Origin of the sequence: Nonomuraea soli (genome assembly GCF_013761175.1) — a bacterium.
In the GTDB taxonomy this organism is placed as follows: domain Bacteria; phylum Actinomycetota; class Actinomycetes; order Streptosporangiales; family Streptosporangiaceae; genus Nonomuraea; species Nonomuraea soli.
The window spans coordinates 316,609-342,243 of record NZ_JACDUR010000010.1; the positions used below are offsets into that span (position 1 = coordinate 316,609).

Here is a 25,635-nt window from a genome sequence, read left to right on the forward strand (position 1 = left end):
GCGTAAAATGTATGACGGTAAAAGAAGGGCAAAATTCGAGATGGCTAAGCTCAAGGTCAGCGTGGTGGTGCCCGTCTATAACGCCGGGCAGCATATCGACGCAAACGCTCCCTTTCTCGTGGGGCAGAGCATCGGCAGCGACTCCTACGAGGTGATCTATGTCGACGACGGCTCCACGGACGACAGCCTCGCCAGGCTCCGCCGTATCGAGGCCGCTCACGACCACGTCCGCGTGTTCACCCAGGAGAACTCCGGCTGGCCGGGAAAGCCGCGCAACGTCGGTGTCCAGAACGCGCGCGGCGAGTACGTGCAGTACGTCGACCAGGATGATCGGCTGGGCCTGGAAGCCCTGGAACGAATGTACGGTCTCGGCAGCGCGAATTCCGCCGACATCGTGCTCGGCAAGGTCGCCGGAACAATGGCGGGACCGAGCAACGTGTTCAATCGGAACATACCGGTCTGCTCGATCGAGGATCACAATCTCATCGAAAGTCTCACACCGCACAAGATGTTCCGTCGCGCATTCTTGCTCGACAACGACATTCGCTTTCCCGAGGGGTACTGCAGGCTCGAGGACCAGCTCTACATGGCCCAGGCCTACACCGCCACGCGCAGGGTCTCGGTCGTGGGCGACTATTCCTGCTACTACTGGATCCGCAGGGGCGACGGCGGGAACAACAGCACCTCCAATCTCTTCGACATCGACGTCTACTTCCACTGGCTGCGAGAAGTCGTCCGGGCCGTGAAGGCGGGCACCGAGCCGGGAGCCCTGCGCGACAGCCTGCTGCGGCGCTCCTACCGCGTGGAGATCATCCACCAGGTATGCGAGCCCGCCGTGTTCGGCGATCCCGCGCGCGTGCGCGCCCGTATGGAGAAGGTCCGCAGCATCGTCCTGGAGGAGTTCCCGGAGAGCGTGCGCGACGGCCTGCCTGAGGTGGCGCGGCTGCGGGCGACCCTCCTCGAACGGGGAGACCTCGATTCGCTCAAGGCGCTCGCCCTGCAGACCAGGCAGGTCCGAGCCGTCCCGGAGGTGTCCACCCCGATCTGGCGCGACGGCACGTTGTGCGCAGACGTCCGGGTTTCCCTCGTCAAGGGTGACGGGACCCCGTTGCTCCTGGTGCGCGACGGCGACCGGCTCCTGCTCGACCCGGCGTTGCTGCGCGACGTGACGGGCGTCGACGAATGGGAGGTGCGCGATCCGCTTGCCCACGCCCACGCCGAGGTGGTGCTCAAGGACCGGCGGCGCAACGTCGGCTGGTTCCCTCCCACCGAGTTCCGCCCGGAGCTGGAGGAGGTCGAGGGAGGCGTCCGCGTGGTCATCAAGGCGACGATGGCCATCGACCCGCTGACGGCGGCCGGGGGAGGGCCGCTGCGACGCGGAGTCCACGACGTCTGGCTGGGCGCCTCCATGCTCGGACTCGGCCGCCGCCCGCGCCTCATCGGCCTCGAGGCGCTGACGTCGCGCAAGGTCAAGGCCGGGACCTGCCTCGTCGGCGGTCCCGGCAAGGTGGCCCATCCCTACTGGACGGCGAGCGGGCAGCTGGCCCTCGACATCGGTGCGACGCGCCACCCCCTGGCCAGGAGGCTCATCCGCTGGACCTCGTCGGAATCGGTGTGGTGGCGTCCGCGCAAGGGCGTGGCCCTGCCGGTCCGCATGGTCATGGGAGGCAGACGGCGGAGGAAGGCCACGGTGTGGATCGGCGGCGCGCAGACCTCCGGCACGATCGTCGGCACGGGCGACGGCACCGAGCTCCGCTTCGGAGGGCGGGTGAAGCTGCCGACAGGGCGCCACCCCGTGACCATTCAGTTCGGCTCGGGTCGCGGTCCGAAGTACCAGGTCGCGATGGCCACCGTCTGCGCCGGGCGGGTCCTCCGCCTGTCGAAGATGGGGTGACGACGGCAAGGGGCGGTCCGCGACGTCATCGCGAACCGCCCCTTCGCGGTTCGGTTACCCGGCCGGGACCGGCAACGGCTGGTCACGGTCGAGCCGGACGTCGATGATCTGCCCGGTCAGGTCTGACACGAGCACGTCGAGGCTGTACCGCGCGACCGCCTCCGACGACAGCAGCGTCCCAGGAGGCTCCTCGCCGAACGCCCGCGACCTCATCGGGGTGGCCGTCCGCTCCGGGTTCACGCAGTTGACCTGGATGCCGTCGAGCGCCCACTCGTCGGCCAGCGCCTGCGTCAGGTTGACCGCCGCGGCCTTGGTCGACGAGTAGAGGCTGTAGTCGGCCCGCCCGCGCGTGTAGGACGAGGACGTGTAGAACAGCAGATGCCCCCCGGTCTTGGCCAGATACTGATGGGCCGCCCTGGCGATGTTGATCGGGCCGAGCAGGTTGATGCCGACCGTCTCGGCGATGGTGCTCTGCTCGGTGACGGCGAGCCTGCCCATGTGGAGCACGGCCGCGGTGTTGACGACGTAGTCGATGGCTCCCGTGCGCGCGTAGACCTGGCCGAGCGCCTCCTCCACCGACTCGGCTCGCTGGATGTCGGTCCCGGTCGTGGAGCGTGAGAAGGAGAACACCTCGGCGCCGTGCTCCCTGGCCATCCGGGAGACGTCGGCGCCGATGCCGTAGCTGCCGCCGAAGACGACCATGCAGCGTCCGGCGAGCCGCGCGGCGTGGACGTCGGGACCGGGCGCCGGGACGGTGGCCGCTCCCAGCCTGAACAGCTTGTCGGCGATGTCGATGTCGACGGGATAGGTGATCTTCAGGTTCCGCTCGCTGCCGGGAACGATGTAGATCGGGACGTCGGGCAGGTAACGGAGCACGACGCCGCAGTCGTCGGTGGGCGGCTGCCGGGAGAATTCCGGGTCGGCCAGAGCCCGCCGGTAGGCCTCACGGATCACCTCCAGGCGGAAACACTGGGGTGTCTGGCCGCGACGCAGGCGCGTCCGGTCGGGGATGTCGCGGACGATCTCGCCACGGGGCGACGAGGCGGCCACCACGATGGTGTCGGAGCTGGGAATGGCGACATCGACGGCACCGTAGGAGTCGAGGGCCGTGACGCACTCGCTGATGATGCGCGACTCGACGAGCGGACGGACGGCGTCGTGGAACAGCAGGCGGCAGCCGTCGCCCTCGATCGCCTGGATGGCGCGCCAGGTGGTCTCAGCCCTGCTGGCGCCGCCCTCCAGAATGGCGCGGACCTTGCCGAACCGGTTCCTGTCCACCAGCACGGTGGCCTCGTCGAGGAAACCGGGCGCCATCATCAGGACGATCTCGTGGATGTCCGCGTGGGACTCGAACACTCTCAGTGTGTGCTCGAGGACGGTCTGGCCGGCGATCTTCAACAGCTGCTTGGGCGTGTTCAGTCCCACCCGCTGACCCACGCCACCGGCCAGCACCACTGCGACGTTACGCGTGTTTTCCACGGTCATCATTGGCCCCCTGTTTCGCTCACGGCGAGTTCTGCGCGACTCTAATCGCGCGTCAGCCGGGGGCATGGAGGTCTTTGCCGAAACCATGCCGAGCGGTGCTTGCTCAGCGGGCCGACAGTTCCAGCAGGTCGTCGCTCTCCCGGTGGAGCAGGGAGTTCAGCGCGTCGTTGAACCGGGTCAGGGCGTCCGGGCTGTCCGATCCCAGGAGGTAGGTGCGGAGCCTGCGCCGTTCCTCCGCCATGGGATCGTCCAGCCGGGAGCACGCGCCGACGACCTCGCCGAGCTCGCTCAGCTCGGGGGTCAGCAGGTAGGCGGCCGCCGTACTCGGGTAGCGCTCGCGGAAGTCGGCGCACGGCATGGCGGTGACGTTGGTGACGGCGTACGGCTTGCCGCTGGCGATGAAGTCGCTGATGACGCTGGAGATGTCGCTGATGAGGACGTCGGCCGCGTTGAAGCAGTCGTACAGGTGCGGCGTCGGCCCGGTGACGATCTCGTGGTCCGCGCCGGCCTCGGTGAGGATTCTGACGATCTTCCGGTGAGCCGTGCCGGCGTCCGCGTTGCGGTTGCCGGTCAGCGGATGTGGCTTGTAGACGACCCGTACGCCCAGCTTCACCAGAGCCCGGACGAGCCTGGGGCCCATCGAGATGATCGACGTGTGATGGAGGTCGTCGCTCCAGCCCTCCCAGGTGGGGGCGTACAGCACCGTCGGCCTCGTGGTGATCCTCCGGTCGGTCTGGATCGCCGCCAGCTGGGGCCGTCCCACCTCGACGATCTGGGCGTGCTGAACTCCGACGTCCGCCCGCAGATACCGGTCGCGGCCCGCCTGCCCCGCCACCCAGATCTCGTCGTACACCTTCGAGAACGGGTTGAAGGACGCTTCCTTGTCGCTGTCGCCGTGCCCGATGAAGACGCTCTTGACCTTCGTCGATCGGAGCATGTGGATGTTCTTGCCGACGTTGGAGGGGAAGAACGCGACCTTGGCCGACCTCAGCGCGGTGAAGTTCATCATGGCGACGGAGTCGGGGATGCAGACGACCGGCAGGCTGGTGGGGGCCAGCTCGTTGAGAACCTTGCGCTCTCGCAGGAGGACGACCACCCGCGCGTCCATCTTCTCCATCGTGCTCAGCCACATGTTGACCTGGTAGGCGGAGGCGGGAGAACCGGAGAAGTACAGGATGGCCTGCGGGTCGTAGGCGGCGAGCCGCTCGTCGGCGCTTCCCATCAGGCTCTCGTTGTCGATCACCGGCACGCGGCGCATGTTGCGGCGGATCCGGAGGGTGAGCACGACGGCCAGGACCAGGTGGACCGCGGCGGCCAGGGCCAGGAACTCGATCAGTCCGGTCAGGGCGCACAGGGTCGCGGCTGCCACCAGGACCGTTTCCGGCACCACCTTGGGGGCCGACACGGCCCTGGACGGCTTGGCGGCGTCCTTCTTCTTGGCGGCGGGAAGCAGGTTGCGCGTCTCGATCAAGGGTGACTCGGCCTGCCGCCTCGCCAGTACCACGGACTGGTCGATCCCCGCGATCCAGATCCAGTGCGCCGCCCACAGGGCCACGACCATCAGGATCGCCGCCCAGCCGGCCACCTCGTCGGTCCTGATCAGCAGGCACAGCGCGGCGAGTTCCCGCAGCCGCGGGCGCACCCGCCGCTTGAGGTGGATCATGGACAGCAGCGCTGAGGGTTGCCGGCGCTGTCCCAGTTCGCCGAGGTAGCTCAGCGCCAGCATGGCGGCGAACAACACGGGTTGCGGCCAGAGGGCCGTGATCAACATTCCCGGAAAGGTGAGGACCAACAGCACGGCGAGCGCGCGAGTCACCAGCATCCCCCTACTCATCAGTGGTTGGAGTCGGGCCGACGCTAGCCGCGGGGCGGCGACCGTCTCGGAGCTCTTGCATGAATGCTTGCGATTCCGAGAACCGCGGCGGCCGTAAGGTCAAGGCCAGGCATAGGGGCGAACGCTCCGGCCTGGGACCACGGGGACGCCCCCGACGCTCACCTCTGTACCCGCCGAATGGTCAAGAAGCGGCATGGACATCCTCCAGTAGTTCCAGAGAGTAATCGTCAAACAGCAGAGCGTGGTCATGCTGGACTTCATGCGGACCTATTCGCTCGCTGACGTGCAAGCCGCACTGAAGCGAAAAGACGCCTGGTGGACCGTCTTCGCGGTCGACCCGTTGGCGTGTCGCCTGGCCCTGGTGGTGGCCAACAGAACAAGGCTGACACCCAACACGATCACAGGCGTCTCGATGGTCCTGGGGCTCGCCGCGGCGGCGGCGTTCGCGGCGAACAGGCTCACCGCGGGGGCGGTCCTGTTCTACGTGAGCTTCCTCGTCGACTGCGTCGACGGGAAGATCGCCCGGCTCAAGGGCACCGGGACGCCGTTCGGGTTGTGGCTGGACTTCATCGGCGACCGGGTGCGCGAGCTGAGCTGCGCGGCCGGTCTGGCCTTCGGGCAGTACGCGGCGACCGGGGACGTGGCTTTCGTGATCATGGGTGCGGCGATCGCCGTCCTGGATCTGTTCCGCTACGTGAACGGCCCGCAGATGCGCCGGGTCCGTGAGGAGCTGCCCGGCAGTGTCCGCCCGCCGAAAACCCGGTGGCAGCGGGCGATGGCCAGGAGGCGGGTGCGCAGGCACCTGTTCAGCGGGATCGAGTTCCACGCGGCCGTGTTCGTCGTGGCGCCCCTCGCGGGTGCGGCGGCGCTGGTGCCGATGACGGCGGTGGCGGGGGCGCTGCTGCTGGGGTTCGAGGCGAATCTGGTCTACCGGTTGTGGGTCACAACCAGGCAGGCAGCGATACAACGGGGGGTTTGACCACATGTCCGATCGGCCGGTGTTCGTCATTGGCTGTGCCCGCTCAGGCACGACAATGCTGCAGCTGATGTTGCACGCGCACCCGAGGATCGCGGTGCCGCCGGAGACGAGGTTCCTGGAGGCCGCCTACTACCGGCGGCGCGCCTACGGGGACATGCGCGATGTCAGGAATCGTCAGAACCTGGCCGAGTGGATCGCCAACGACAAGGGCACCAAGTTCCACGACCTGCACATCGGCAGGGAGGACTACATCCGCCAGGCCGCGCAGGGCCCCGGTTCGCTGGGCTCGGTGATCGGCCGGGCGTTCAGCATGTACGGCGAGCGGTTCGGCAAGCCGCGCTGGGGCGACAAGCGTCCCAGCTACGTGCGCAAGGTCGACGTGCTGCGCAGGCTCTTCCCCGACGCCCAGTTCATCCACCTGATCAGGGACGGCCGTGACTGCTCGGCGAGCCTGAAGGAGATGCCGTGGTACAGCCTCGACTCCTTCCACGCCATCGCCAACTGGGCGGAGGCGATGGACGCCGGGGCGAAGCTGCGCAGGAAGCTGCCCGCCGACACCTACTACGAGCTGCGCTACGAGGACCTGACCGATGACCCGGCGACGGAGCTGAAGAAGCTCTGCCAGTTCTTGGAGGAGGACTTCGACCCGGCGATGTGCGAGCCGCACATGCTGGCGGGCGTGGCCGTGCCCAAGAACAAGACGTGGCACAACAACACGCACGGCGAGGTCACCAGGGAACGCGTGGGCAGCTGGGCGACGCGCCTGACCGGCTGGGAGATCGCGTTGTGCGAGGACGTGCTGGGCGAGCGGCTGCGGGAGCACGGCTACGAGCTGAGCGGCGCGCCCAGTGCGGCCAAGGCGCACGTGGCGGCCTTCCGCCAGACCATGGCCAAGCGCCGGGCGAGCCGGATGCGCAAGGACCTGCGCGACCGGGTGAACCGGCTGCGCGAGCCCGGTCCGGTGGCGGCCCTGCTGACCAGCGGGCAGCGCGAGCCCCAGCGGGTGGCCTGATGAGGCGTTACAGCATCGCCGATGTGCGCTCCACGCTGAAGAACCGCGACTCGTGGTGGACGGTCTACTTCGTCGACCCGCTGGCCTGCCCGCTCACCAAGCTGATCGCCAACCGCACGCGGATCACGCCGAACGCGCTGACGGTCACCTCGCTGGTGATCGGGCTCGGCTCGGCGGTGAGCTTCGCGGTGAACCAGCTCGCGGTGGGCGCGCTGTTGTTCTACGTGAGTTTCCTGGTCGACTGCGTCGACGGGAAGATCGCCAGGCTCAAGGGCACGGGCTCGCCGTTCGGCCTGTGGCTGGACTACGTGGGTGACCGGATCCGGGTGGTGTTCTGCGCGGCGGGACTGGCCTACGGGCAGTACGTCCTGACCGGGGACGTGGTCTACATCGTGCTCGGCGCGGTGCTGGCGGTGCTCGACCTGTTCCGCTACGTCAACGCGCCGCAGATGAAGCGGGTGCGCGAGGCCGTCCATCTGAACGCCGAGGCCGCGGCTCCGGGTGGGCAGGTCGAGCGGGTGCCGAGCAAGCGGCTGATGCCCAGGGTCAACCGGCTGCTGGCCCGTCACCGGGTGCGCTCGCACCTGATCAGTGGCATCGAGTTCCACGCGGCCGTGTTCGTCGTCGCCCCGCTCATCGGGGCGGCCGCCCTGCTGCCCGTCTCGACCGGCGCCAGCCTGCTGCTGCTGGCCAACGAAGTCTTCATTGTGTACCGAATGTGGCTCTTCACCCGTCGCGCGGCGACGCCCCGGGAGAGCCGTGAGCACGCGTTGATCGGGGGATAACCCAATGTCAGACCGTCCGGTGTTCGTCATCGGCTGCCCGCGTTCCGGGACGACGATGCTGCAGCTCATGCTGCACTCGCACCCGAGGATCGCGGTGGCGCCCGAGACCCGGTTCGTGATCCCGACCTACACGCGGCGTCGTGCCTTCGGCGACATGCGCGACGCGGCCTGCCGCCAGGCGCTGGCCGAGTGGATCGCCACCGACAAGAGCACCAAGTTCAAGGAGCTCGGCCTCGCCAGGGACGCCTTCGTCCAGGAGGCGACCAAGGCGCCCGGCTCGCTGGGCTCGGTGCTGGGCACGGCCTTCCGCATGTACGCCGATCGTTTCGGCAAGGCCCGGTGGGGCGACAAGCGGCCCAGCTACGTCAAGCAGGTCGACATCCTCAGGCGCATCTTCCCCGATGCCCAGTTCATCCACCTGATCAGGGACGGGCGCGACTGCGTCTCGTCGCTGAAGGAGATGCCCTGGTTCACGCTGGACTCCTTCCACGCGATGTCGACCTGGGCCGAGGCGATCGACTACGGCAACAAGCTGGCCAAGACCCTGCCGGCCGACAGCTACTACGAGCTGCGCTACGAGGATCTGACCGACGATCCGGGCGCCGAGATGCAGAAGCTCTGCGCCTACCTGGGCGAGGAGTTCGACCCGTCGGTGGTCTCGCCCAAGCAGGCCGCCGACACGGTCGTCCCGCTGCACAAGGTCTGGCACACCAACACCCACGGCGAGGTGACCAAGGCCCGCGTGGGCAGCTGGGGCCACCGGCTGGAGGACTGGGAGATCTCGCTCTGCGAGGACATGCTCGGCGCCCGCCTCCAGGACAAGGGCTACGAGCTGTCGGGCGCGCCGGGACCGGCCAAGGAGCACATCGCCTCGCTGCAGCGGACGATGGCCAAGCGTCGCTCCAACCGCAGCCGCAAGGCCTTGCGCGACCGGTTCATGCGCCTGCGCGAGCCCGGTCCGGTGGCGGCGCTGCTGACCGAGGAGCAGTGCGCGCTGGCGGGCATCCCGCAGCAGCGTGCCGAGGCGGAGATGCCTCAGCGCGTGATGTGAGAGAAGAGCACCTCCCAGCGGTCCAGGACCCGGTCGAGCCGGAATCCCGCCGCTTGTGACCGAACGGCGGCGCCCAGGCGCCGCCGTTCGTCGTAGGAGGCCATCAACGCGCCGAGCCGTACGGCGAAGCCGTCCACGTCACCGGGCGCGACGAGCGCGGGCGCGACGGAGCGCACCCCTCCCGAGACGTCGAAGGCCACCGCGGGCACCCCGTGGGCGGCCGCCTCCAGCAGCACCAGCGGCAGCCCCTCGTGCTCGCTCGACAGTCCGAGCAGCGCGGCGTCGTCGTACTCCGCGGGCATGTCGGCGGCGTGCACCCGGCCGCGGAAGATCACCCGGTCCGCGACGCCCTCGTGCCGGGCGTGCGCGCGCAGCCGCTCCTCCTCGGGCCCGTCGCCGATGAGATGCAGTTCCCACGGCGGCGCGCTCGCCCTGGCGAAGGCGGTGATGAGGCGGTCGAACCGTTTGACCCCCGCCAGCCGCCCCACGCCCAGGACGCGCGGCGTCGTCAGCGTCGAGACGCGCGCCGGCCACTCGCGCAGCGGGTTGGGCATGGCCCAGGTGTTGGGCAGCAGGGTGTGCTCGGCGAACTGCCAGGCGTCGGCCTCGCTGAGGAAGACCGCCTGGTCGAGCTGGCCGTAGTGCCTGCGGATCGATCCCAGGTGCCAGGTGCCGCGCGCGTGCTCGTACGAGCCGTGGTACTGCCCGATGCGCCTGAGCCCCGAGCCGTGGCCGGCCAGCCGCGTCACCACGCCCGGCGAGGTCATCACCAGGAAGCCGTCGGAGGGCAGGATCTTGTCCAGCTTGCCGTCCTTGGCCACCAGGTGGCGGGTGTAGAGCGGGTGCTCGACGTAGCGGAAGGGCGCCTCGGTGCGCTGCAGCCCGATGACCCGCACGTCGTAGCCGCGCTCGGCCAGGCCCTGGGCCAGGGTGTGGGTGATCTGCTGGATGCCGCCCAGGGTGTCGGCGTCGATGCAGGCGAACGTCACGCTCATCGGGTCCCCCACAGGAAGCCGCCGCCGACCGCGGGCTGCGCGAGCGGCCCGGCGAAGAAGTCGTCGACGACCCTGGCCGCCGCGTTGCCCCGCTCGTCGGCGCACCACAGCTGCCGCCAGGCCGCGTACCGCTGGGCGTGGGCGCGGTGGACGGCGGGCAGGTCACGCAGGGCGGCGACCAGCTCCTCGGTGGTGAAGAGGCACGGTCCTGGGGCGATCGAGGGCAGGTCGTGGTAGACGCCGCGCTCGTTGCGCCGGTAGTCGTCCCAGTCGTCGATGTAGAACAGCATCGGCTTGCCCGTCACGGCGTAGTCGCTGCTGACAGAGGAGTAGTCGGTCAGCAGCGCGTCGGAGATCAGCATCAGGTCGTTGATCTCCGGGTACGAGCCCGCCGGCCGGACGAAGTGCCTCACCCGCTGCGGCACCTTGTACTTCTCCACGGGGTGCGTGCGCAGCACCAGCACCCACTCGTCGGCCAGCTCCTCGGCCAGCAGGTCCAGGTCGACCCTGACCGATCGGCCGGAGAACTTGGCGGCGTCGCGGTAGGTGGGCGCGTAGAGCAGCACCTTCTTGCCCGGCGGGATCTCCAGCCGTTCCCGCACGCCCTGCGGAGTCTCGCCGCGCACCAGCGCGTCGCAGCGGGGCGTGCCGTACCTCAGGAGCGGTCCGGCGTAACGGTTGGCGGTGACGAAGATGCGCTCGAACTCGGCGCCGGGGGAGACCAGCGCGTCCCAGCGCGCGATCGCGTCGCGCCACTGGTCGCGCGGCTGGGCGAAGTCGGCGCGCAGGTCAGGGGCGTCGAAGCCGATCGACTTGATGCCCTGGCCGTGCCAGGTCTGCAGGTAGCGGGTGCCGCGCGGTTTGGGATAGTCGAGCGGGAAGCCGTGGCTGTCGACCCAGTAGGCGGCCCTGGCCATCGTCCAGATGTAGCGCCAGCTGCTGCGCCGTACGATGGCCGCGTCCTTGGGGAAGTTCTCCTTGTTGCGCGCGGCCGACCAGACGACTGCCACCGGCAGCCCGCGTCGCCGCAGCTCCTCGTACAGGGCGCGCGGGCTGCCGGTGTATCCCTTTCCGCAGTCGGACTCGAACAGCGCGAGGTCCTTCTTGCGAGGGACTACCCGGATCAGCACCTTGTAGACCTTGAGTTTCATCGCCGGGGTGCTCCAGCGTTTGAGCAGCTTCCTGGCGGTACGGCGCAGCAGCGACGGCCGCGGCTTCGGCGCGTGCACGCGCAGGAACGCCGAGCGCCCCTCCGGCCGCACGGTGACCTCGCCCACCCGTACCGGTTCGGCCCGCGGGTCGATCAGCAGCCGGTCGGTGGTGGTGCGCCCGTCGGCCAGGCGGGTGAAGCCGATGCGCGGGTCGCCGCTCTTGCTGGGCACGAACGAGATCTCGCTGATGTAGCACCCGTCGCCGGAGTGCCGGGGCTCGATCGGCACCTTGGTGCCGCCGAGCTGGAGGAAGGCCTTCCATCCGGTGGGCAGCGCCCCGAAGGGGTCGTAGGTGCGCACGGTCATGGTGACCCGCCGGCCGTCGGTGGCCAGGTCGGTGACCTCGTGGCGCAGCCGGGAGGCGGTGTAGGGCAGTTCGGCCAGGCGCAGCGCCGTGATGTCGGTGCCGGGCCCGACGGAGGTGCCCCAGTAGGTGCGCCCGTTCTGCTGGGTGGCCTGGCGCGGCGGCGCCTTGGGGCCGGTGAGCGAGCGGGCGGCGACCGTGAGGTCCTCGACGCGCTCGTCGAGGATCAGCTGGGCGCAGACCTTGACCATGGGGTCGGTGCGGTCGAGGACCTCCTGCGGGACGGTGGCCAGGTACGGGCGCACCACCGCGGCGAACTCCTTGACCCAGACCTCCTCGCGCGAGGGGATCGGGTGCAGGTAGACGGGCAGGTCCTGGCGCAGGAAGCGGTGCTGGCGCTCGGGGACCAGGTGGCTGAGGCCGTGGTCGGCCAGGATGCGGTCGGCGGCGAAGGCCGCGTCGATCCGCTGGCGCACGTTGGCCATCTCGTGGTGGCTGAGCGAGATCGAGCTGTCGTCGGCCGCCCGGTGCCACAGATAGATGACCCATGGGACGACGGCGAAGCGGGTGGCCACGCTGTACAGCTCGGCGGCGAAGACGTGGTCCTCGAAGTGCACGCCCTCGGGGAAGCGCAGGGCCTTGGAGCGCAGGAAGGCGACGTCGTAGAGCTTGTTGGTGGTGAAGCTGTCGACGAACAGCTCGGGCTCGGCCTCGATGCCCTCGACGACGCGGCGCGGGGCGAACAGCGAGGGGTAGTAGCGCTGCTGCTTGCCGGTCGCCTCGTAGAAGCGCGAGATCTGTCCGGAGACGAACTCGGCGCCGGTGCGCTCGATCTCGGTGAGCAGGCTCTTGCACGCGTGCCTGGTCAGCCGGTCGTCGCTGTCGAGGAACATGATGTACGGCGAGAGCGCCGCGTCGATCCCGTCGTTGCGCGGGGCTCCGCAGCCGCCGCTGTTGACCTTCCTGCGCAGGTAGCGCACGCGGTTGTCCTCGGCCATGAGCTGCCGCGCCACCTGCTCGGTGCCGTCGGTGCTCGCGTCGTCGGCGATGATCACTTCGAGGTTGCGCAACGACTGGTCGAGGACGGAACGCACGGCCCTGGGCAGGCGGGCCGCGTCGTTGTGGGCGATCACGACAACGCTGCAGTCCGGCATGCCTGATTCCCCCCGAATCGTTCACTCTTCGAGGAAAGGCATTCCCGTACGTCGGGCGAAGTGTCCGGACTTGCCGCGACTTGCCGGGACTTTTACCGGAAAAGCCGCCTGATGACCCAGATGAGCAACGCCACGACCGCCAGCGCGCCGACCACCGGCGCCACCCGCTTGATCAGCGGGGCTCCGGCGATCTCCAGCAGGTCGAGCGCCTCCTCGTCGGGGGTGCGCGAGGTGCGCAGCGTGCCAGGGACCGCCGTCAGGTGCCGCTCGCCCTCGTCGGCCGTCGCTGTGGGTTGCGGCTCGGCCGCGAGGGCCTCGACGTCGTTCTCCTGGTTGCCCGCCAGCAGGTCGGCCAGGTTGGCGGCGAAGCGGTCGATCAGCTTCGACCCGACCTCCTGCATCACGCCGCGGCCGAACTGAGCGGGGCGGCCGGTGACGTTGAACATGGTCTCGACCTTGACGGCCGTCCGGTCGCCGTCGGGGGCCAGCCGGGCGTTGACGGTGGCCTCGGCCGTACCCGAACCCCTGGCCTCCTTGCCCCCGGCCTTGAGCCGGATGCTGTAGGAGTCCTTGTCGATCTCCTCGAAGCGCGCCGACCCCCGGTAGGTCACGGTGATCGGCCCGACCTTGACCTTCATCCTGCCGGTGAACTCGTCGCCCTCGACGATGTCGAGTGCCGCGCCGGGCAGGCAGGGCGCCACCCGCTCGACGTCCAGCAGCACCGCCCAGGCCTGCTCGACAGGAACCGGGACCGAGAACTCGTGCTCGAACCTCATCGCCATGACCGCTCCTTCTGCCTAAGTGCGACATTACGCTGTGGAAGGGGCATCCGGGAGGGATGCCCGCCCGGATGCCCCTTCCCGCGATCAGGGCGACCCGGCGGCGGCACGGACCGCCCGGTGGGTCAGCACCTGGGCCAGATGGCGCCGGTAGTCCGCCTGCGCGTGCAGGTCGGACGGGGGCGAGGTGTCCTCGGCCGCGTGCGCGCACGCCTGCCGCACCGCCTCGCCCAGGTCGAGGTCCCGCAGGCGGGCCTCGGTCTCTCGGGCGCGGACCGGGACCGAGCCCATGTTCGTCAGCCCGATGCGCGCCTCGGCGATCGATCCGTTGGAGCGGCGTACGGCCGCCGCCACGCCGACGATCGCCCAGGCCTGGGCCGTACGGTGGAACTTCTCGTAGTGGAACCCCCAGCCAGGACCGAGCTTGGGCACCTTGATCCCGACCAGGATCTCGCCCGGGTGCATCGCCGACTCCAGGTAGTCGACGAAGAACTCCGAGGCCGGGATCTCGCGTTCCGAGGTGACCAGGATCGCGTCCAGGGCGAGTGCCACCGCGGGAAGGTCTCCCGCCGGGTCGGCATGCGCCAGGGAGCCGCCGAACGTGCCGCGGTGCCGTACGGCGGGGTCGGCCACGGTGGCGGCGGCCAGAGCCACGAGCGGGCACGCGTCACGGATCACGCCCGAGCGCACGACCTCGTCGTGGGTGACCGCGGCGCCGATGAAGACGTGGTCACCCCGGTCGTGCACCCCCTGCAACTCGCTCAGCCTGCCGACGTCCACCAGCAGGGTCGGATAGGTCAGGCGCAGGCGCAGCAGCGGCAGCAGCGACTGGCCGCCGGCGATGACCTTGGCGTCGTCGTCGCCTGCCAGCGCCTGGCTCGCCTCCTGCACGCTGGTCGGTCTCACGTAGTCGAACTGGGCCGGGATCACTGCAGGGCCCTCCAGACTCGCTCGGGTGTGCACGGCATCTGGATGTCGTGCACACCCTGCGGGCGCAGCGCGTCCACGACGGCGTTCACGACGGCGGGAGTGGAGGCGATCGTGCCCGCCTCGCCGACACCCTTGACGCCCAGCGGGTTGCTGGTGGCAGGGGTCTCGGTCCTGTCGGTGACGAAGGTGGGCAGGTCCGCCGCGCTCGGGAGCAGGTAGTCGGCCATCGTGCTGGTCAGCAGGTTGCCCTCGGCGTCGTAGACGGCCTCCTCGAACAGGGCCTGAGCGATGCCCTGCGCGATGCCGCCGTGCACCTGACCCTCGACGATCAGCGGGTTGACCACCCGGCCGACGTCGTCCACGGCCACATAGGAGCGGATCTTCGTCTGGCCCGTCTCGGTATCGACCTCGACCGCGCACAGGTGGGTGCCGTGCGGGTAGGAGAAGTTCTCCGGGTCGATCGTGGCGTCGGCGTCGAGCCTGGGCTCCATGCCGTCGGGCAGGTCGTGGGCGGCGAAGGCGGCCAGCGTCAGCTCCTGGATGGTCTTCTGCTGGCTGGTGCCCTTGACCTTGAACGCGCCCTGGGAGAACTCGATGTCGTCCGGCGAGCACTCCAGGGTGTGCGCGGCCAGCCGCCTGGCCTTCTCCTTGACCTTCTCGCACGCCTGCAGCACGGCCATGCCGCCCACGACCAGGCTGCGCGAGCCGTACGTGTCCATGCCCTTGTGCGAGATCGCCGTGTCGCCGTGCAGGACCGAGACGTCCTCGTACGGCACGCCGAGCGCGTCGGCGACGATCTGGCTCCAGGCGGTCTCGTGCCCCTGTCCGTGGGCCGAGCTGCCGGTGACCACCTCGACCTTCCCGGTGGGCAGCATGCGGACGGAGCCGTGCTCCCAGCCGCCCGCTCCGTAGCTCAGCGAGCCCAGCACCCGGCTCGGCGCCAGGCCGCACATCTCGGTGTAGGTGCTGATCCCGAGTCCGAGCTGCACGGGATCACCACGGTCGCGCCGGTCGGCCTGTTCCGCCCGCAGCTTGTCGTAGCCGAACAGGGCCATCGCCCGGTCCGTCGCCGCCTCGTAGTTGCCCGAGTCGTAGGTGAGCCCCGCGATCGTGGTGTAGGGGAACTCCTCGTGCTTGATCCAGTTGAGCCTGCGCACCTGCATCGGATCGAGCTTGAGCTCGTGCGCCAGCTCGTCGATCGCCCGCTCCAGCGCGTAGGTCGCCTCGGGACGTCCCGCCCCGCGGTAGGCGTCGGTGGGCATCTTGGTGGTGAAGACGCCGGTGCAGGCGAAGTCGTAGGCGTCCATCTTGTAGATGCCGTTGTACATGAACGCGCCCAGCAGCGGCACGCCCGGTGTGACCAGCATCAGATAGGCGCCCATGTCGGCCAGCAGGTCCACCTTGATGCCGCGGATGCGGCCGTCGCCCTCGGCGGCGATCATGATGTGCTGGATCTGGTCACGCCCGTGGTGCACGGTCAGGTTGCCCTCGGAGCGGCTCTCGGTCCACTTCACCGGCTTGCCCAGGCGCCTGGCCAGCAGCAGGCAGAGCACCTCCTCCGCGGTCACCTGCAGCTTGGAGCCGAATCCGCCGCCCACGTCCGGGGCGATCACGCGGATCATGTGCTCGGGGATGCCGGTGGTCGCGGCCAGCAGGAAGCGCAGGATGTGCGGGATCTGGGTGGCCGACCACATCGTGAAGCTCTGGCCGTCGGTGGTGCAGACGACCGCGCGCGGTTCCATGGCGGTGGGAATCAGCCGCTGCTGGACGTAGGTGCGGTCGATCACCACCGGAGCGTCGCGGAACGCCTCGTCGATGTCGCCCTGGCCGAACTTCCAGGTGAAGGCCTGGTTGCCCTGGTCGTGCACCTTGGGGCTGGTACCGGTCAGCGCCTCGTTCATGTCGAGCACCGCGGGCAGCGGCTCGTAGTCGACCTCGATCGCCTCCAGAGCGTCGGCGGCCTGGTAGCGGCTGGTGGCCACGACGCACGCGACCGCCTCGCCGACGTATCGAACCTCCTCGTAGGCCATCGGCGGGTGGTCGGGGATGACGATGTCCTCGCTGACCGGCCACGCGCACGGCAGGCTGCCCTGCTCGGCGGCGAAGTCGCGGCCGCTGAAGGCCGCCACCACGCCGGGCAGCTGCCTGGCCGCCTCGACGTCGACGCGCGTGATCCTCGCGTGCGCCATCGGGCTGCGCAGGAACTGCACGTAGAGCATGCCGGGCAGCTGGATGTTGTCGGTCCACTGGGTCCTGCCGGTCAGCAGGCGGGCGTCCTCCTTGCGACGGCGTGCCCTGCCCACCTCGTGGGAGGCCTGCTTCGGCTCGGTGGGGACGTCGGCCTGCTCGGCGATCGCCGCGGGGTCGATCTCGCTCATGACGTCGCTCCCACGTTCTGGGCGCCTCGCTTCACCGCCCGGACGATGTTGCAATAACCCGTGCACCGGCAGAGGTTGCCTTCCAGGCCTTCCCTGATGGCTTCCTCGGACGGATCGGGGTCGGTCCTCAGCAGGTCGATGGAGGCCATGACCATGCCGGGGGTGCAGTAGCCGCACTGCAGCGCGTGTTCCTCGTGGAAGGCCTGCTGCATCGGGTGCATCGACCCGTTCGTGGCCAGGCCCTCGATGGTGACCACGTCGCTGCCGTCGGCCTGGACCGCCAGGACCGAGCAGCTCTTCACGCTCTTGCCGTCGAGCAGGACCGTGCAGGCGCCGCAGTTGCTGGTGTCGCAGCCGATGGGGGTGCCGGTCTTGCCCAGGTGGTCTCGTAGGAGGTGGACGAGCAGGAGGCGCGGTTCGACGTCCTGCTCGTACTTGATTCCGTCAACGGTGACGGCGATTCGGGGCATACGTCCTCCCCTGAAGGGATAAGGCGGATAAATGCCAACGTACGCCCGTGTTTTTCCCGGTCAAGGGTTTGCTTGGTCAGCGCCCTCCGCGGATGAGCCGGGCGATCACCGAGATCACTCCCGCGATCGCCAGCCCGCCCACCGTGAGCGAGGCCAGCAGCACCCAGTCGGTCAGCGCCCCCGTCAGGAGCAGGATGCCCACGACCAGGAAGAGCAGGCCGCTCAGCAGCGCCATCCAGTCGGTCCTGTGGAGGTTGCCCTTACGCTGCACGGCGCACCTCCATGTCGCCGACGCCGCCCTTGATGCGGAGCACGATCGTCGCGGGCTCGCCGCTGCCGGGCTCCACCTCGGGCTCCAGTGTCTCGTTGATCTCCAGGCCGGTGCCGCCGTTCACCTGGTGATCGATCTTGATGTCGCCGACCCGGTTCGTCGCGTGCACCTCGACCCTCGCCGTCGGCGGGACGATCACCGTCAGCTCGCCGACCGAGATGGAGGCGTTGAACGTCGTCGTGGAGCCCGCTCGCAGGGGGAGCTCGGTCAGGTCGAGCGTGCCCTCGCCGATGCCCACGGAGTACGTCTGCGGCACGTCCTGCATGCTCCTCGGAGTCCACACCGCGTCGGTGATCTTCTTGGGCAGGCCGCTGAACATCAGGCCCACCGCAGCCCCCAGGGCGATGACCGTGCCCAGGGCCACCAGGCCGGCGCCACGGCCCCACCAGGTCGCCACCAGCAGGCCTGCGCCGATGGTGACCAGCATCGCGCCGCTGACGACGACCAGGCTCGGCGATCCGGTTCCCGACGGGGACGTCTGGACGGCCACGACGATCACTCCAATGATCAGGGCCAGCAGGGTGGTGAGGACGCCGATGACCGACTTGGCTCGCTTGGGGCGTCGCTCGGGTGCCTGCGGGGCGAAGTTTCTCGGGTCGTAGTAGCCCGGGCGCCTGGTGGGATCCAGAGGCTGGTAGGGGCCGTGGGGGGCGAAGGGCTCGCCGTACGACAACCGCGGGGTGGCCGTCTGGGAGGTGGGCGGGGCGTCCGCAGTGGGGAAGGTCGCCGTAGGACCGTCCACCCGCGTGTCGTCCACCCGCATGTCGTCCACCCGCGTGTCATCCACCCGCGTGTCGTCCACCCGCGTGTCGTGCGCCGGCGTGCTGTGCGGCGGCTCGTGCGGGCGCACGTCCTCGCTGAGCGCCTCCACGTGCTCCTCGGCGGTGCTCCACCTGGGGGGCGCGGCGGGCGCGGGTGGCGGTACGGCGAAGTCCGGTTCGTCACGGGCGGCCTGCTTCGCCGTTCCTCCTCCGAACAACGGAACCTCGTCGAAGGCGGGCGCGGGGGCGGAGGGCACATGAGCAGGAGCGTTGCGCGGCCGTCGCCGGTTGAGGCGCTCGGGCATCGACCGGGCCAGCCCCAGCAGGTCCACCCCGTTCGAGTGCGCGGCCAGCAGGCCCACGGCCAGCAGGATCGCCACCACCAGGGTCCCCGTGCCGAACGCCACGGTCGCCAGGTTGACCATCAGTCCGAAGCCCAGCACCGCCGTCAGCAGCGCGAGCACGGTGTCGCCGGTGAAGTCGCGGCGCGTCCACTGCTCGACGTATCCGGGGCCGCCCGTCGGCGCCCTCATCAGCAGGAACGCCGCGAGATACAGGTAGACCCCGACTCCCGATCCCAGGAGCAGGATCGCGAAGCCCGCGCGGAAGACGATGGGGTCGATGCCGGTGTACCTGCCCAGCCCGGCGCAGACTCCGGTGAGGATGCGGCCTTCGCTGCTGCGGCCGAGCGGCCTGGGCGGGGTGGGTACCTCAGTCATAGGTCCTATCGTGGCCTGAGCTGCCCGCGGCCGCATCGGGGACCACCCTGAGGCAACCCCGACGATCGCGGGCCAGGGCAGGTCAGGGGACATCCCTGATGTGGACGGCGAGGCAGACATGTGACGATGCTCAGGCACGTACTAACGTCGAAGGGGCATCCGTGCTAAAAGGATCTGTTCGGCGTGAAGAGGTGAGTGTCGTCGACAGCGAGCAGAAGGCGCCCGAACCCTTCCGCCGCATGACGCGGCCCATGGAGGGCCGGCTGGTGGGCGGCGTGGCCGGAGGCCTGGCCAGGCAGCTGAAGCTGGACCCGGTCGTGATCCGGCTGGCCTTCCTGCTGCTGGGCGCCGTCGAGGGCGTCGGCGTGGTGGTCTACGCGGTGCTGTGGATGATCACACCGCGCGAGCCGCACGAGGGAGCCCCTCCCTCACGCGACTGGAGCCAGCTGGCCGCCTTCACCGCCATCGGCATCGCCCTGTTCGCGTTCGGCTGGCTGACCGGCGCCTCGCGGGGCGGCGTCGCCATGCTGCCCTTCGCGGTGGGCGGCATCGGCGCGCTGATCCTGTGGCAGCAGGCCGATCCCGACCGGCGCACCAGCTGGGTCAGCGGCGCCACCAAGGGCATGCGCAAGAACCGCGTCCGCACCCTTCTCGGCGTGCTGCTGGTGGTCGGCGGCGCGATCGGCTTCCTCCTCACGCAGGGCGCCCTGGAGGCCGCCCGCTCCGGGCTCATCTTCACCGTGGTCGTCGTCGGCGGCCTGGTGGTCATCGCCCTGCCGTGGCTCGCAGGCCTGTGGAAGGAACTCCAGCTGGAGCGCCGCGAGCGCATCCGCCAGGAGGAGAAGGCGGAGATCGCCGCGATGGTGCACGACTCGGTGCTGCACACCCTCACCCTCATCCAGCGTGTGGCGCACGACCCGCGCGAGGTCACCAGGCTCGCCCGCTCCCAGGAACGCGAGCTGCGCAACTGGCTCTACCAGCCCGCCCAGGACGCCGACACGACGTTCGCGGCAGCCGTACGGCGGATCGCCGCCGAGGAGGAGGACGCGCACGGCATCCCCGTGGAGATCGTCTGTGTCGGCGACATCGCCCTGGACCAGCGGCTCGACGGCATGCTCAAGGCGTTCCGCCAGGCGATGGTCAACGCGGGCAAGTATTCGGACTCGCCGGTGATCTCCGTGTACGCCGAGGTGGAGGGCCAGGAGGTCTTCATCTCGGTCAAGGACCGGGGCAAGGGCTTCGACATGGAGGCCGTCCCGGTGGACAGGATGGGGATCAGGGAGTCCATCATCGGCAGAATGGAACGGCACGGCGGCACGGCCAAGGTGCGCACCGAGCCCGGGGAGGGCACCGAAGTGATGCTGACCATGAAGGTGGAGACATGATTCGCGTTCTGATCGTCGACGACCACCGGCTGTTCCGCTCGGGCGTGCGGGCCGAGCTGGGTGACTCCATCCACGTCGTGGGCGAGGCCGAGGACGTGGAGTCGGCGGTCAAGGCCATCGCCGAGCTCACTCCTGACGTGGTGCTGCTCGACGTGCACATGCCCGGCGGCGGCGGGCAGGAGGTGCTGCGGCGTGTCCTGGGCTCCGGCGGGCAGGTGCGGTTCCTGGCGTTGTCGGTGTCCGACGCGGCCGAGGACGTCATCGGGGTGATCAGGGGCGGGGCCCGCGGGTACGTCACGAAGAACATCAGCGGGCGTGAGCTCACCGACGCCATCCGGCGGGTGGCCGAGGGCGACGCGGTGTTCTCGCCGAGGCTGGCCGGGTTCGTGCTCGACGCCTTCGCCTCCACGGAGGCCCCGCCGATCGATCCCGAGCTCGACTCGCTGACGCAGCGGGAGCGGGAGGTGCTGCGGCTGATCGCGCGGGGTTACGCCTACAAGGAGATCGCCAAGGAGCTGTTCATCTCGGTGAAGACGGTGGAGACGCACGTGTCGAGCGTGCTGCGCAAACTGCAGCTGTCGAACCGCCACGAGCTGTCGCGATGGGCGACGGCGCGCAGGCTCGTCTGACGCCGTGGGGTAGGCAGAGCCGCGATCGCGTGGCACATTCCGGATATGGGCAGGGATGTGCCAGTCGTCGTGTTCAGTCGGGAAGACCGTCGTCAATATCGGGAAAAAGTGCGGAGCTGCCTGGACGTTTTCGCGCGCATGCTCCGCGAGTCCAGATTCGAGTTCGACCGCCCCCAGGCCGGCCTGGAGATCGAGCTGAACATCACCGACGAGCGCGGTGAGGCCGCCATGCGCAACGCCGAGGTGCTCGAGGCGATCGCGCAGCCCGACTGGGCCACCGAGCTGGGCCAGTTCAACGTCGAGATCAACGTCGAGCCGCAGAGCCTGGCCGGTGAGGGCGCGCTGCAGCTGGAGAACGACGTGCGGGCGCGGCTCAACCACGCCGAGGAACGAGCCCGGTCGGTGGGCGGGCATCTGGCGCTGATCGGGATCCTCCCGACGATCAGGGAGAGCGACCTCATCGAGGGCAACCTGTCGGCGAATCCGCGTTACGCGCTGCTCAACGAGCAGATCTTCGCGGCGCGGGGCGAGGATCTGCACCTCCAGATCGAGGGCGTCGAGCGCCTCGACACCTATGCCGACAGCGTGGCGCCCGAGGCGGCCTGCACGAGTGTCCAGCTGCATCTGCAGGTGAGCCCCGAGGAGTTCGCCGCGCACTGGAACGCCGCCCAGGTGATCGCCGGTCCGCAGGTGGCACTGGCGGCCAACGCGCCGTACCTGTTCGGCAAGGAGTTGCATCGCGAGACCAGGATCGACCTGTTCGCCCAGGCGACGGACACGCGGCCGAAGGAACTGAAGGAGCAGGGCGTACGGCCCCGCGTCTGGTTCGGGGAACGGTGGATCACCAGCGTCTTCGACCTGTTCGAGGAGAACGTGCGCTATTTTCCGGCGCTGCTGCCGCTGTGCGAGGACACCGATCCGCGTGCCGTACTGGAAAGCGGCCGGATCCCGGCGCTCGACGAGCTGACCCTGCACAACGGGACCATCTACCGCTGGAACCGCCCGGTCTACGCGGTCGTGGACGGCACGCCGCACCTGCGGGTGGAGAACCGGGTGCTGCCCGCGGGCCCGTCGGTGCTCGACATCGCGGCCAACGCCGCCTTCTACTACGGCCTGATGCGCACGGTGCCGTTCCTGGAGCGCCCGCTCTGGAGCCAGATGTCGTTCGCGACCGCAGAGGAGAACCTGTGGAGCGCGGCCAGGAACGGCATCGACGCGCGGCTGTACTGGCCGGGCATGGGTGAGGTCCCGGTCACCGAACTGATCCTGCGCAGGCTGCTCCCGATGGCCTATCAGGGACTGGAGAAGTGGGGTGTGGACGACGCGGTGGCGGGCAGGCTGCTGGGTGTCATCGAGGCGCGCTGTCTCACGCACCGGACGGGAGCGACGTGGCAGGTCGAGCGAGTGAACGCGGAGAAGGGCGTCGACCGGCACGAAGCATTGCGCCGGATGACGCTCGACTACATCGACCGCATGCACACCAACGAGCCCGTGCATGCCTGGCAGGTCTGATCGCGATCCTGCTGGTGGCGGCGTGCGGGGTGGTGCGCGCGCCGTCGCGCAACGCCCAGCAGGAAGACAACTTCGACGACGACGTACGTTCCTCGCGCGCGCTGGCGGAGGAGTTCTGGCGGCAGCAGTTCGAGGCCTCCGGCGGGACCTACCGGCCCATCCGGGATTTCATCCCCTATGTGGGTGACGCGGGTCCTTCGTGCGGCGGACAGCCGTCCGTGCCCAACAACGCCTTCTACTGCCCCGACGGGCACTTCGTCGCCTACGACCAGGCGTGGCTGGAGGCGTTGTGGTCCGAGATGGGCGACGGCTCCACGTGGCTGATCATCCCCCACGAGATCGGCCACGCCGTCCAGGCGCAGCTCGAGACCCGCTTCCAGTACAGCATCCAGATCGAGCTGCAGGCCGACTGCTACGCGGGCGCCACACTGGCGGCGCTGGTCAAATCGAGAGCCGTGTCCGCGCAGGAGGGCGACGAGGAGGAACTCCTGCTCAACCTCGCCGCCGCGGGCGATCCCACGGAAGACTGGTTCAACCCGCAGGCCCACGGCACTGCCGAGCAACGCCAGCAGTCCTTCGCGCAGGGATATCGCGGCGGAGTAGGGGCGTGTCAACCCTGAGGGGGATGCACGCGGACCCCCGCGGCTCTAGCGTGGAGCCATGGGTATCGCCGACGAGGCCGGCTGGCTTCGCAAGGGCGCTTGCCGGTCAAGCGATCCTGAGCTGTTCTTCCCGCTCGCGCCTTCCCGCGTCCAGGAGACGCAGGCCAAGGCGGTCTGCGCGGATTGCCAGGTGCTCGCCCAGTGCCGCGACTACGCCCTGCGGGCGGGGGAGTCCGAGGGCATCTGGGGCGGGATGACCCCCGAGGAACGCCGCCGGGCGCGTTTCCCCGCCGGGTGGCGCACTCCCGCGACGACGTAACCTGCAAAGGTGCTGGGCAGATCCCTCGCCGTGCTCACCGCGGCCAACGTCCTGAACAACCGCGTCGCCCAACGCTGGGCGCCGCTGACCTCCGCGGTCGCGACCGGCGCCCTGGTGGCCATGGCCCGCAGGAGCGGGCTGTCGTGGCAGGAGATGGGCTTCGAGCACGGCAGGCGCGGCGCGGTGGCGGGCGGCACGCTCGCCTTCGCGGTGGCCGCCGTCTACACCGCCGGGATCTCGATTCCGCGCACCCGGGAGCTGTTCCGCGACGAGCGCGCCCTGTCGTTGTCGCGCTCGCGCGCCTTCGAGGAGGCGCTGCTCCAGGTGCCCGTGGGCACGGTGCTGCTGGAGGAGGTCGGCTTCCGCGGCGCGCTGTACGGCATGCTGCGCCGTACCCATGGCACGGCCGCCGCGACGGCGGTGTCGTCGGGGCTGTTCGGACTCTGGCACATCCTGCCCGCCATCGACATGGCCAGGGCCAATCCCGCGCTCGGCGCGCTGACGGCCGGCGAGGAGGGCCCGGGCCGCGCCGACGTCGCCCGCGTCGTGGCGGGCAGCGTCGTCTCCACCGCGGCGGCCGGGGTGTTCTTCTGCGAGCTGCGACGCAGGGGCGGACTGCTGACGCCGTCGCTGCTGCACGTGGCGACTAACTCGCTGGGATACCTGTTCGCCCGAATCGCTCCCGGCAGACGAGCTCGATCGTGACCTTGGCCGCGATCGCCTCGGCGGCCAGCAGCGCGACCAGCACGACGAGCTGGACGATGCCCGCCTGAAGCGGGCTCGCCCCGCCCAGGAGCATGCCCACGAAGGCGCCGGGCAGCGTGACCAGGCCGACGGTCCTGGTCTGGTCGAGTGCGGGGAGCAGGGCCTGGGCCGCCTTGGGCGCGCAGATCTCCCTGCGGGCCTCTGCGGGCGGCAGGCCGAGCGAGAGCGCCGCCTCCACCTCGCCGTTCCGCGCACGCAGCTCGTCCATGGCGTTGCGCCCGGCCATCGCGGTGGCGGTCAGGCAGCCGCCGAGCAGGATGCCGGCGATCGGGATGAGCACCATGCCCTGGAGCGGGGCGGCGCCGGTGCCGAACAGCAGGAGCAGAGGCGGGAGCGCTCCTGCGGCCATCGGGACGGCGGCGGGCCATGGACGGCTCTTGGAGACGCGTCTTCCGGCTGTCCACGCCGCTACGCCGTACATCACCAGCAGGACGGCGCTCACCCACGGGGTGCGCACGAGCGCGGTGATGACCAGGGAGATCGCGGCGAGCTGCGCGGCGGCCCTGGCCGACGCGGTCAGTACGGCACGCGCGTGGCCGAGCGCGGCCGCCGCGACGGCGGCCAGGACGACCAGCGCGACCGTGACGACGGCCAGCAGGGGGGTGGGGTCGAGCAGCACGTTCGTGCGTCAGCCGGTGGGGACGATCTGGAAGGCCTCCGCGTAGCCCCCCTCGGGCAGGCCCGCCCGCTTGCCCCACTCCAGGAAACGGCCCTTGACCGACTCCTCGAAGCCGGTGACGTGGGCCACCTGGCTCTGGTGGGAGAGCAGCGCGGCGATCTTGCGGTCGACGTTGGCGGTGATGTCGACGAAGTGATCGGGGGTGGGACCGCTCGTCAGCCAGACCTCGCGGACCGTCCAGGCCTCCAGGCCCTCGTCCTTGAGCAGCTCGGGGAAGGCGTACGGGTTACGCGCGTCGGGGTAGACCGCGTCGAGCGTGGAGCCGCCGACCGCGCGGTGGTCGGGGTGACTCGGGGCGATGAACTGGTAGTTGCGCTCGGGGTGGTGGGTGATGACCACGTCGGGACGCACCTGGCGGATGACCCTGGCGATGTCGCGCCGCAGGTCGAGCGACTGCACCACGGTGCCGTCGGAGTAGCCGAGGAAACGCAGGTCCGTGACGCCGACGTGCTTGGCGGCCGCGGTCTGCTCGGCGCGGCGCAGCTCGGCCATGCCTCCGTTGTCGAGCGTGCGCTCGTTGCCCCCGGCGTCACCGTCGGTCACCAGCAGGTAGGTCACCTCGACGCCCCGGTCGGTGAGGCCGGCGATCGTCCCCGCCGAGCCGAAGTCGATGTCATCGGGGTGTGCCGTGACGGTCAGGACACGCTTGATCTCGTTTTCCGGAAGCATGTT

Annotated in this window: 23 protein-coding genes; 11 read left to right on the plus strand and 12 right to left on the minus strand. The window is 69.7% G+C overall.

From position 1 onward, the window contains the following. Positions 1–40 precede the first annotated feature (40 nt). On the plus strand, positions 41–1,894 hold the full coding sequence (locus HNR30_RS43025; protein WP_181615974.1) for a glycosyltransferase family 2 protein: 1,854 nt from the start codon (positions 41–43) through the stop codon (positions 1,892–1,894). A 54-nt stretch (positions 1,895–1,948) separates the two neighbouring features. Here HNR30_RS43025 and HNR30_RS43030 read toward each other — a convergent pair whose 3' ends face one another. Both HNR30_RS43030 and HNR30_RS43035 read right to left on the minus strand, forming a co-directional pair. Beyond that, the gene (locus HNR30_RS43030) at positions 1,949–3,373 is read right to left on the minus strand and encodes an SDR family NAD(P)-dependent oxidoreductase (RefSeq protein ID WP_312895044.1); all 1,425 of its coding nucleotides are present in this window, start codon (positions 3,371–3,373) and stop codon (positions 1,949–1,951) included. 109 nt (positions 3,374–3,482) lie between these two features. Next, the gene (locus HNR30_RS43035; protein ID WP_181615976.1) at positions 3,483–5,150 is read right to left on the minus strand and encodes a CDP-glycerol glycerophosphotransferase family protein; all 1,668 of its coding nucleotides are present in this window, start codon (positions 5,148–5,150) and stop codon (positions 3,483–3,485) included. 322 nt (positions 5,151–5,472) lie between these two features. Here HNR30_RS43035 and HNR30_RS43040 point away from each other — a divergent pair, with 322 nt between their 5' ends. From HNR30_RS43040 to HNR30_RS43055, 4 genes are read left to right on the plus strand one after another with little or no spacing between them, the layout of a single operon-like run. Further along, positions 5,473–6,192 (plus strand): CDP-alcohol phosphatidyltransferase family protein, encoded by a 720-nt coding sequence (locus tag HNR30_RS43040; protein ID WP_220134646.1) that lies wholly within the window; start codon positions 5,473–5,475, stop codon positions 6,190–6,192. A 4-nt stretch (positions 6,193–6,196) separates the two neighbouring features. Further along, entirely contained in the window at positions 6,197–7,204 is a 1,008-nt protein-coding gene (locus HNR30_RS43045) for a sulfotransferase family protein (RefSeq protein WP_181615977.1), read from the plus strand. Then, positions 7,204–7,989, plus strand: a complete 786-nt coding sequence (locus HNR30_RS43050) for a CDP-alcohol phosphatidyltransferase family protein (RefSeq protein ID WP_181615978.1) — start codon at positions 7,204–7,206, stop codon at positions 7,987–7,989. The genes HNR30_RS43045 and HNR30_RS43050 overlap by 1 nt, the downstream gene beginning before the upstream one ends. A 4-nt stretch (positions 7,990–7,993) precedes the next feature. Next, entirely contained in the window at positions 7,994–9,040 is a 1,047-nt protein-coding gene (locus HNR30_RS43055; protein ID WP_181615979.1) for a sulfotransferase family protein, read from the plus strand. Here HNR30_RS43055 and HNR30_RS43060 read toward each other — a convergent pair. From HNR30_RS43060 to HNR30_RS43095, 8 genes are all read right to left on the minus strand, one after another. Next, positions 9,025–10,035 carry a glycosyltransferase gene (locus tag HNR30_RS43060; RefSeq protein WP_181615980.1) on the minus strand — a complete coding sequence of 337 codons (1,011 nt, stop codon included), beginning with the start codon at positions 10,033–10,035 and terminating at the stop codon, positions 9,025–9,027. The two genes, HNR30_RS43055 and HNR30_RS43060, sit on opposite strands and share 16 nt — an antisense overlap. Then, positions 10,032–12,704 (minus strand): bifunctional glycosyltransferase/CDP-glycerol:glycerophosphate glycerophosphotransferase, encoded by a 2,673-nt coding sequence (locus HNR30_RS43065; protein ID WP_181615981.1) that lies wholly within the window; start codon positions 12,702–12,704, stop codon positions 10,032–10,034. The genes HNR30_RS43060 and HNR30_RS43065 overlap by 4 nt, the downstream gene beginning before the upstream one ends. Positions 12,705–12,796: 92 nt before the next feature. Continuing rightward, complete coding sequence (locus tag HNR30_RS43070; protein WP_181615982.1) at positions 12,797–13,486, minus strand: SRPBCC family protein; 690 nt, start codon at positions 13,484–13,486, stop codon at positions 12,797–12,799. 84 nt (positions 13,487–13,570) lie between these two features. Beyond that, positions 13,571–14,413 carry an FAD binding domain-containing protein gene (locus HNR30_RS43075; protein WP_181615983.1) on the minus strand — a complete coding sequence of 281 codons (843 nt, stop codon included), beginning with the start codon at positions 14,411–14,413 and terminating at the stop codon, positions 13,571–13,573. After that, entirely contained in the window at positions 14,410–16,791 is a 2,382-nt protein-coding gene (locus HNR30_RS43080) for a xanthine dehydrogenase family protein molybdopterin-binding subunit (protein ID WP_181615984.1), read from the minus strand. The genes HNR30_RS43075 and HNR30_RS43080 overlap by 4 nt, the downstream gene beginning before the upstream one ends. Beyond that, on the minus strand, positions 16,788–17,261 hold the full coding sequence (locus tag HNR30_RS43085) for a (2Fe-2S)-binding protein (RefSeq protein WP_181615985.1): 474 nt from the start codon (positions 17,259–17,261) through the stop codon (positions 16,788–16,790). The genes HNR30_RS43080 and HNR30_RS43085 overlap by 4 nt, the downstream gene beginning before the upstream one ends. Before the next feature lie 76 nt (positions 17,262–17,337). Next, on the minus strand, positions 17,338–17,532 hold the full coding sequence (locus tag HNR30_RS43090) for a hypothetical protein (protein WP_181615986.1): 195 nt from the start codon (positions 17,530–17,532) through the stop codon (positions 17,338–17,340). Further along, complete coding sequence (locus tag HNR30_RS43095; protein ID WP_181615987.1) at positions 17,522–19,072, minus strand: PspC domain-containing protein; 1,551 nt, start codon at positions 19,070–19,072, stop codon at positions 17,522–17,524. Before HNR30_RS43095 ends, HNR30_RS43090 begins: the two co-directional genes overlap by 11 nt. Positions 19,073–19,311: 239 nt before the next feature. On the opposite strand from HNR30_RS43095, the gene HNR30_RS43100 reads away from it, so the two are divergent. The 6 genes from HNR30_RS43100 (at position 19,312) to HNR30_RS43125 (ending at position 24,224) form a co-directional block, all read left to right on the plus strand. After that, entirely contained in the window at positions 19,312–20,457 is a 1,146-nt protein-coding gene (locus tag HNR30_RS43100; RefSeq protein ID WP_181616030.1) for an ATP-binding protein, read from the plus strand. After that, entirely contained in the window at positions 20,454–21,086 is a 633-nt protein-coding gene (locus HNR30_RS43105) for a response regulator (protein ID WP_181615988.1), read from the plus strand. Before HNR30_RS43100 ends, HNR30_RS43105 begins: the two co-directional genes overlap by 4 nt. 138 nt (positions 21,087–21,224) lie before the next feature. After that, complete coding sequence (locus HNR30_RS43110) at positions 21,225–22,598, plus strand: glutamate-cysteine ligase family protein (protein WP_246380204.1); 1,374 nt, start codon at positions 21,225–21,227, stop codon at positions 22,596–22,598. Between the two features lie 14 nt (positions 22,599–22,612). Next, the gene (locus tag HNR30_RS43115) at positions 22,613–23,218 is read left to right on the plus strand and encodes a neutral zinc metallopeptidase (protein WP_312895045.1); all 606 of its coding nucleotides are present in this window, start codon (positions 22,613–22,615) and stop codon (positions 23,216–23,218) included. Between the two features lie 40 nt (positions 23,219–23,258). Beyond that, positions 23,259–23,519 (plus strand): WhiB family transcriptional regulator, encoded by a 261-nt coding sequence (locus tag HNR30_RS43120; protein WP_181615990.1) that lies wholly within the window; start codon positions 23,259–23,261, stop codon positions 23,517–23,519. Positions 23,520–23,528: 9 nt separating this feature from the next. Beyond that, positions 23,529–24,224 carry a CPBP family intramembrane glutamic endopeptidase gene (locus tag HNR30_RS43125; RefSeq protein WP_181615991.1) on the plus strand — a complete coding sequence of 232 codons (696 nt, stop codon included), beginning with the start codon at positions 23,529–23,531 and terminating at the stop codon, positions 24,222–24,224. Here HNR30_RS43125 and HNR30_RS43130 read toward each other — a convergent pair. Both HNR30_RS43130 and HNR30_RS43135 read right to left on the minus strand, forming a co-directional pair. Continuing rightward, on the minus strand, positions 24,166–24,903 hold the full coding sequence (locus HNR30_RS43130) for an ABC transporter permease (protein WP_181615992.1): 738 nt from the start codon (positions 24,901–24,903) through the stop codon (positions 24,166–24,168). The genes HNR30_RS43125 and HNR30_RS43130 overlap by 59 nt on opposite strands. 9 nt (positions 24,904–24,912) lie before the next feature. Continuing rightward, positions 24,913–25,632, minus strand: a complete 720-nt coding sequence (locus HNR30_RS43135) for a PIG-L deacetylase family protein (RefSeq protein WP_181615993.1) — start codon at positions 25,630–25,632, stop codon at positions 24,913–24,915. Between the last annotated feature and the right edge of the window lie 3 nt (positions 25,633–25,635).

Excerpts from the sequence above, each read along its gene's own strand:
- HNR30_RS43025 (WP_181615974.1), top strand. The coding sequence starts at position 41 with ATGGCTAAGCTCAAGGTCAGCGTGGTGGTGCCCGTCTATAACGCCGGG.
- HNR30_RS43035 (WP_181615976.1), bottom strand. The coding sequence starts at position 5,150 with ATGTTGATCACGGCCCTCTGGCCGCAACCCGTGTTGTTCGCCGCCATG.
- HNR30_RS43040 (WP_220134646.1), top strand. The coding sequence starts at position 5,473 with ATGCGGACCTATTCGCTCGCTGACGTGCAAGCCGCACTGAAGCGAAAA.
- HNR30_RS43045 (WP_181615977.1), top strand. The coding sequence starts at position 6,197 with ATGTCCGATCGGCCGGTGTTCGTCATTGGCTGTGCCCGCTCAGGCACG.
- HNR30_RS43050 (WP_181615978.1), top strand. The coding sequence starts at position 7,204 with ATGAGGCGTTACAGCATCGCCGATGTGCGCTCCACGCTGAAGAACCGC.
- HNR30_RS43055 (WP_181615979.1), top strand. The coding sequence starts at position 7,994 with ATGTCAGACCGTCCGGTGTTCGTCATCGGCTGCCCGCGTTCCGGGACG.
- HNR30_RS43060 (WP_181615980.1), bottom strand. The coding sequence starts at position 10,035 with ATGAGCGTGACGTTCGCCTGCATCGACGCCGACACCCTGGGCGGCATC.
- HNR30_RS43065 (WP_181615981.1), bottom strand. The coding sequence starts at position 12,704 with ATGCCGGACTGCAGCGTTGTCGTGATCGCCCACAACGACGCGGCCCGC.
- HNR30_RS43070 (WP_181615982.1), bottom strand. The coding sequence starts at position 13,486 with ATGGCGATGAGGTTCGAGCACGAGTTCTCGGTCCCGGTTCCTGTCGAG.
- HNR30_RS43080 (WP_181615984.1), bottom strand. The coding sequence starts at position 16,791 with ATGAGCGAGATCGACCCCGCGGCGATCGCCGAGCAGGCCGACGTCCCC.
- HNR30_RS43085 (WP_181615985.1), bottom strand. The coding sequence starts at position 17,261 with ATGCCCCGAATCGCCGTCACCGTTGACGGAATCAAGTACGAGCAGGAC.
- HNR30_RS43095 (WP_181615987.1), bottom strand. The coding sequence starts at position 19,072 with ATGACTGAGGTACCCACCCCGCCCAGGCCGCTCGGCCGCAGCAGCGAA.
- HNR30_RS43100 (WP_181616030.1), top strand. The coding sequence starts at position 19,312 with ATGACGCGGCCCATGGAGGGCCGGCTGGTGGGCGGCGTGGCCGGAGGC.
- HNR30_RS43105 (WP_181615988.1), top strand. The coding sequence starts at position 20,454 with ATGATTCGCGTTCTGATCGTCGACGACCACCGGCTGTTCCGCTCGGGC.
- HNR30_RS43110 (WP_246380204.1), top strand. The coding sequence starts at position 21,225 with ATGCTCCGCGAGTCCAGATTCGAGTTCGACCGCCCCCAGGCCGGCCTG.
- HNR30_RS43120 (WP_181615990.1), top strand. The coding sequence starts at position 23,259 with ATGGGTATCGCCGACGAGGCCGGCTGGCTTCGCAAGGGCGCTTGCCGG.
- HNR30_RS43135 (WP_181615993.1), bottom strand. The coding sequence starts at position 25,632 with ATGCTTCCGGAAAACGAGATCAAGCGTGTCCTGACCGTCACGGCACAC.